General features: G+C 68.7%; 6 protein-coding genes. 4 read left to right on the top strand and 2 right to left on the bottom strand.

All coding sequences use genetic code 11. The features are described 5' to 3' along the window. Positions 1-31: 31 nt before the first annotated feature. Together AZG88_RS40505 and AZG88_RS40500 are read right to left on the bottom strand one after the other, a co-directional pair. Positions 32-844 (bottom strand): enoyl-CoA hydratase-related protein, encoded by an 813-nt coding sequence (locus tag AZG88_RS40505; protein ID WP_061042762.1) that lies wholly within the window; start codon positions 842-844, stop codon positions 32-34. Continuing rightward, a complete protein-coding gene (locus tag AZG88_RS40500) occupies positions 841-1659 on the bottom strand; it encodes an SDR family oxidoreductase (RefSeq protein WP_061700969.1) in 819 nt (272 codons plus the stop codon). The genes AZG88_RS40505 and AZG88_RS40500 overlap by 4 nt, the downstream gene beginning before the upstream one ends. A 162-nt stretch (positions 1660-1821) precedes the next feature. On the opposite strand from AZG88_RS40500, the gene AZG88_RS40495 reads away from it, so the two are divergent. The 4 genes from AZG88_RS40495 to AZG88_RS40480 all read left to right on the top strand — a co-directional run bounded on the left by AZG88_RS40495 (position 1822) and on the right by AZG88_RS40480 (position 5963). Continuing rightward, positions 1822-2301: a MaoC family dehydratase gene (locus AZG88_RS40495; RefSeq protein WP_061700967.1), complete on the top strand. Its 480-nt coding sequence runs from the start codon at positions 1822-1824 to the stop codon at positions 2299-2301. A gap of 53 nt (positions 2302-2354) precedes the next feature. Further along, entirely contained in the window at positions 2355-3875 is a 1521-nt protein-coding gene (locus AZG88_RS40490) for an AMP-binding protein (protein ID WP_061700965.1), read from the top strand. 5 nt (positions 3876-3880) lie between these two features. Then, a complete protein-coding gene (locus AZG88_RS40485; protein WP_025432984.1) occupies positions 3881-4894 on the top strand; it encodes an NADP-dependent oxidoreductase in 1014 nt (337 codons plus the stop codon). Between the two features lie 85 nt (positions 4895-4979). Further along, positions 4980-5963, top strand: coding sequence for a quinone oxidoreductase family protein (locus AZG88_RS40480; RefSeq protein WP_005252922.1), 984 nt, complete (start codon positions 4980-4982; stop codon positions 5961-5963). Positions 5964-5982 lie beyond the last annotated feature (19 nt).

Below are 5982 nucleotides of genomic sequence, written 5' to 3'. Positions count from 1 at the left end.
GGTCTGCAACTGCTGGGCGCCATCCGAGATGTCAAACAGGGACATGGGAACTCCTGACGGGTAGTGAGGGAAACATGGGTGTGCGCTTGTCGAGGTGACTCTGTACGCCCTCGACGAGATCGGCCCCGCGGAACGCCTGCAACATCAGGCCTTCCGCTCGGGCCACGGACTCGGCGTACGGGCCGTCCGCATCGTTCTGTAATTGGTCCTTGATGACGGCCATCGACGTCGGGGAGCAGTGCGTCGACAGCTGTTCGGCATAGGCGACCGCGCCGTCGACGACCGAACCGTCTGGCACGAGGTGGTCGACGAGTCCGATGCGCAGTGCCTCCTCGGCGTCGACCATGCGGCTCGACAGCAGCAGGTCGGTGGCGCGGCTGCGTCCCACGAGCCGGGGCAGCAGCCAGGAGATGCCGTATTCGGCGATCAGTCCCCGCTTGGCGAAGGCGGTCGTGAACCGGGCGGACGCCGAGGCGAACCGGATGTCGCAGTAGAGGGCCTCCACCATTCCGAGACCGGCGGCGACCCCGTTGATCGCCCCGATCAGCGGTTTGCGCAGTGTCGCGGGAAGGTCGCGGGGGCGCGGCCGGAGGAGGTCCGCTTCGGACACGTCACCGACGGCCTGCAGGCGTCCGAGGTCGGCGCCGGCGCAGAACCCGCGCCCGGCTCCGGTCACCACGATCGCGCGGACGTCCGGGTCGTCCTCGGCGTCGCTCAGCAGCGTGAAGTACCGGTCTTCGAGGTCGTCGGTCCAGGCGTTCAGCTTGTCCGGCCGGTTGAAGGTCAGCACCAGGACCGGTCCGCGCCGCTCGGCGAGGACCAGGTCTGCGTGCTCGGGTGTCACGCGTGCTCCAGCAGCGAACTCTGGTAGCGGCGCATCCCGCGCAGCCAGCGGTCGTAGTCGGATCCCTTCTGCCGGTACATGGTGAGGACGCTCTCGTGGGGCAGGATCAGGAACGTCTCCCGGTCCACGGCGTCGAGCACGATGTCGGCGACCTGCTCGGGCTGCAGCACGTCGCCTGCCGAGACGACGGCGCGGGTGGCCGCGACTCCGAGTGGATCACCCGAGTTCTCGCCGGAGCGCATCAACTTCGTCTCGACTCCCATCGGACAGAGACAGCTGACGCGAACTCCGTTGTCCCCATAGGTGACCGACAGCCATTCGGAGAACGCTACGGCCGCATGCTTGGTGACCGCGTAGGTGGCCGAGCCGATTTGAGTGAGGAGCCCGGCCGCTGACGCGGTCGACACGAAGTACCCCTCGCCCCGCTCCACCCACTTCGGCACGAGCTGCTGGGCGGCGCGGATGTGGGCGCGGACGTTGACGTCGATCGCGAGATCCCAGCCGGCGTCGTCGGCGTCGAGACCGGGTGCTCCCGCGATGCCGGCGTTGGCGAAGTAGAGATCGACCGGGCCGAACTCGGTCTCCGCGCGATCGATGATGCGCCGGATCTGATCGGCGTCCGCGACGTCGGCGCCTTCGGCGACGGCCGTTCCGGGGTGACGTGCGTTGATTCCGTCCGCAACCGCGGCGGCGGCGTTCGGGTCGAGATCGGCGACCAGCACCTTGGCGCCCTGGTCGGCGAGACGGTCCGCGATCGCCCCGCCGATACCGCCTCCACCGCCGGTCACGATGGCGACCTTCTGTGCAACCTTCACGAGGTGTCCTCTCCTTCGCCGTGCGTTGTGACTCGCGTCTCTCTTTTGTATAGTTGAATCCGTCGTCAAGTTCAAGTGTCGGAGTTCGACGAACACCTCGAAGTTCGATGCAGCCAACGTGACACATCCAGGCCCTGCACCACCCGGAATTGAGGGAGACAGATGACCGACACCACCGCACTGCCCGTTCGCCCCGCGAGCTTCGACGAGCTCACGGCGTTGATCGGCAAGGAGTTGGGCCCCACCGACTGGCACGACGTCACCCAGGAACGCGTCAACGCCTTCGCCGACGCGACCGGCGACCACCAGTGGATCCACATCGATCCCGAGCGCGCCGCCGCCAGCCCACTCGGCGGCACCATCGCGCACGGGCTGTACAGCCTGTCCCTCGGACCGGCGCTGTCGGCGACCCTGCTGCGGTTCGACGGTTTCGCCCACAGCCTGAACTACGGCTACAACAAGGTCCGTTTCCCCGCGCCGGTGCCGGCGGGTTCACGCATCCGGATGCGCGCCACCGTGCAGTCCGCGGAACAGGTCGGGGGCGGCATCCAGGTGACGATGAGCCAGGTCGTCGAACGCGAGGGCTCCGACAAGCCGGTGGTCGTGTCCGAGTCCGTCGCCCGCGTCGTCGAGGCCGGATAACCGCCCGTGCCGTCGAGGCCGGAAAACCCTGTACCGCGTCGGAGGTTGACGACATGGCAAATGTGATCGATCCGGTGTCCCGCCACGCGGACGCCACTCCCGACAACATCGCACTACGGGGTGCGGACAGCACCCTGACCTACGGACAGTTGCGCGACGCGAGCACCCGGTATGCGGGAGCACTCACCGAAGCGGGCCTGTCCCCCGGCGACAGAATTCTCCTGGCCGCACCCTCCGTGCCCGAGTTCGTGGTGGCGTATCTGGGAATTCAGGCGGCGGGGTGCGTCGTGGTCCCGGTGAACACGATGTCCACCCGGCCCGAGACCGAGTACGTCCTCACCGACGCCGGCGCCGCGCTCGCCGTCGTGTGGCACGAACTCGGGCCCGCGATCGGCGACGCCGCGTCCGCACTGGACATCCCAGTCTGGACGCTCGCACCCGACGCCGCCGCACCGGACGCCGAGCCGGTCCCCGTCGTCGAGCGGAACCGCGACGACACCGCCGCCATCCTCTACACGTCCGGCACCACCGGGCGGCCGAAGGGCGCGGAACTGACGGTCGGGAACCTGCTGTCCGGCGGTGAGATCGGCGCCGAATGCAGTCGCGGTTCGACCGACGACCGGACGGGCACCGGACTTCCGCTGTTCCACGTCTTCGGCCAGGCCTCGGTCATGATGGCGACGTTCACGGGCGGCGGGTCGCTGTCGCTGCTGGCCCGGTTCGACCCGGCCGCGATGCTCGCTCTCCTCCGACGCGATCGCCTCACGATCATGGCCGGGGTGCCGACGATGTGGAACGCGATGCTCCACGCCGCGGACGGGGCCGACTCGCAGGACTTCACGCAACTGCGCATTGCCATCTCCGGGGGCGCGTCGCTGCCGGGCGAAGTGGCCCGCGAATTCGAGTCCCGCTTCGGGTGCACCATCCTCGAGGGATACGGGCTCACCGAGACCACCGCGTTCGGCACGTTCAACGACATCGACCGCGGCGGAAAGATCGGCTTCACCGGACGCGCGGTGCCCCGGCTGGAGGTCCAGGTGCGGGACCACGACACCACCGCCTGCCCTCCCGGCACCGTCGGCGAGGTGTTCGTGAAGGGCGCGACCGTGATGAAGGGTTACTGGAACCGGCCGTCCGACACCGCGGCCGTCCTGGACTCGGACGGCTGGCTGCGCACGGGGGATCTGGGCGAGATCGATGCGGACGGGGATCTGCGCATCGTCGACCGGGTCAAGGACCTCATCATCCGCGGCGGATACAACGTGTACCCGAGCGAAGTCGAGGAGGTGTTGTACACACACCCTGACATCCTCGAGGCCGCCGTCGTGGGTGTTCCCGACGACCACTACGGCGAGGAGGTGGCCGCGGTCGTGGCCACCGTCCCCGGTTCCGGTCTGGACGCCGGCGACCTGACCAGCTGGGCGCGGGAACGACTGTCCGCATACAAGATTCCCCGGATCGTCGCGATCGTCGATTCCCTCCCGAAGGGGTCGACCGGAAAGATCCTCAAGCGGTCGATCGACCGGACCGCACTGAAGAACGACGCACTGACCGCAGAAGTACCCGAAAGGTGAACACCGTGACATCCGTGAACAGGCAGGTCCGACTGGCGAAGCGTCCGGTCGGCCGGCCCGACGACTCCACCTGGGAGATCACGTCGGAACCGATCCCCGAACCCGCGGACGGCGAATTCACCGTGAAGGTGGAGTACGTGTCCCTCGATCCCGCGATGCGCGGGTGGCTCGACGACGTGAAGTCGTACGTGCCGCCGGTGGCGATCGGTGAGGTGATGCGCACCCACGCCGTCGGCCGGGTGGTGGCGTCGAAGAACGCGAAGTTCCCGGAGGGACAGCTCGTCTCCGGACAGTTCGGCGTGCAGGAGTTCGCGCTCTCCGACGGCCGCGGCGCACTCGCGGTCGACGAGTCGCTCGCCCCGGCGCCGACGTGGCTGGGCGCGCTCGGGTTCCCGGGGATGACCGCCTACTTCGGCCTCACCGACATCGGCAAGCTGGAGAAGGGCGACACCGTGCTCATCTCGGGGGCGGCGGGAGCGGTGGGGAGTATCGCCGGGCAGATCGCCAAGCTGAAGGGCGCCACGGTGATCGGCATCGCCGGCGGCCCGGAGAAGTGCGCGTGGCTGACCGAGGAGCTGGGTTTCGACGCGGCGATCGACTACAAGTCCGAATCGGTCGGCAAGGCCCTGCGCGCCGCCGCACCGGACGGAATCGACATCTACTTCGACAACGTCGGCGGCGAGATCCTCGACGCCGCACTGGCCCGGCTCCGCAAGAACGCCCGGGTCGCGCTGTGTGGTGCGATCTCCGGATACAACGCCACCGACCCGCAGCCCGGCCCGTCCCGGTACCTGTCGCTACTGGTCAACCGGGCGTCGATGACGGGGTTCATCGTGTTCGACTACCTCGACCGGTTCCCCGAGGGCATGGAGGCGATGTCGGAGTGGATCCGGGCAGGCGAGATCGTGACCCGCGAACAGGTCGAGACCGGCGGCGTCGAGGCTTTCGGCCGCACACTCAATCTGCTGTTCGACGGCGCCAACACCGGCAAGCTCGTGCTGGAGATCGGCGACCACTGACAGCACGCTCGGAGGGCTCGTCGCGGCCGTCACCGTACTACGGTGGCGGCCGTACCCGTGCGACGACGAGATGACGAGGTAGACCATGCGCGCGATCACCATTTCATGTTTCGGCGAAGTAGACGTCCTCGAGACCGCCGACCTTCCTGTCCCGGAGCCGGGGCCCGGCCAGGTGAGTATCGACGTCTCGCACGCCGCTGTCGGGTTGGCGGACGTCCTCATGCGTCGTGGTGAGTTCGGCGGGACACCACCGATTGTGCCGGGCCTCGAGGTGGCGGGAACGGTGCGGGAAGTCGGTGCCGGCGTGCATCATCTGCGGGTCGGCCAGCCTGTCGTGACGCTCTCTCGCCCGACCGCGGGCGGCTATGCGGAAGTGTCGGTGGCCGATGCGGCCATCACGATCCCGCTCGATTCCGTGGACCCTCGCCTCGATGCCGCCGAGGCGGTGGCGCTGGTCCCGAATACCACTACGGCGCTGCTGTCACTGGAACTCGTGGGCAATGTCGGTCCGGGAAGCCAGGTGCTGATCCACGGCGCCGCAGGTGCCCTGTCGGGCATCACCGCACAGGTGGCCCGTCGGCTCGGCGCCACGCAGGTGCTGGGCACGGTTCGGTCTGCCCGACGTGCCGCGGAGGCCGAGCGGTACGGATACGACCTGGTGGTGTCGAGCAACGGATTTCGCAGCGCCCTGTCGGACGCGGGCATCGATTCGGTGGACATCGTCGTGGATCCGGTCGGCGGCCGGTTGCGTGCCGAGAGCCTCGAGGTGCTCGCGCCGCTGGGCCGGCTTCTCGCCGTGGGCAATGCGAGCGGAGAGGACGACGTGCGGGTCGGTGCCAACGAGTTGTGGCTCGCCAACCGCGCCGTCCTGGGTTTCAACGTCGGCGGACTGCTGATGCAGGATCCGACCGCCGCGGAGGCCGCCGCGCGCCGCGCGATCGAGTGGGTGGCCGCGGGCACGGTGAACATGCCGCACACCACGCTGCCGCTGGCGCAGGCCGCCGAGGCGCACCGCCTGCTCGAATCCGGGGACTGCGAGGGCCGGATCGTGCTGACGGTGCCGAACTGACGGCTGTGGGGTGGCTGGG

Origin of the sequence: Rhodococcus sp. LB1 (assembly GCF_001583455.1) — a bacterium.
Lineage (GTDB): Bacteria > Actinomycetota > Actinomycetes > Mycobacteriales > Mycobacteriaceae > Rhodococcus_F > Rhodococcus_F opacus.
This window is presented reverse-complemented; position numbering and strand designations above follow the sequence as displayed.

Bases quoted from the DNA above. Each gene is read 5' to 3' on its own strand.
- AZG88_RS40490 (WP_061700965.1), top strand. From the start codon at position 2,355: ATGGCAAATGTGATCGATCCGGTGTCCCGCCACGCGGACGCCACTCCC.
- AZG88_RS40495 (WP_061700967.1), top strand. From the start codon at position 1,822: ATGACCGACACCACCGCACTGCCCGTTCGCCCCGCGAGCTTCGACGAG.
- AZG88_RS40480 (WP_005252922.1), top strand. From the start codon at position 4,980: ATGCGCGCGATCACCATTTCATGTTTCGGCGAAGTAGACGTCCTCGAG.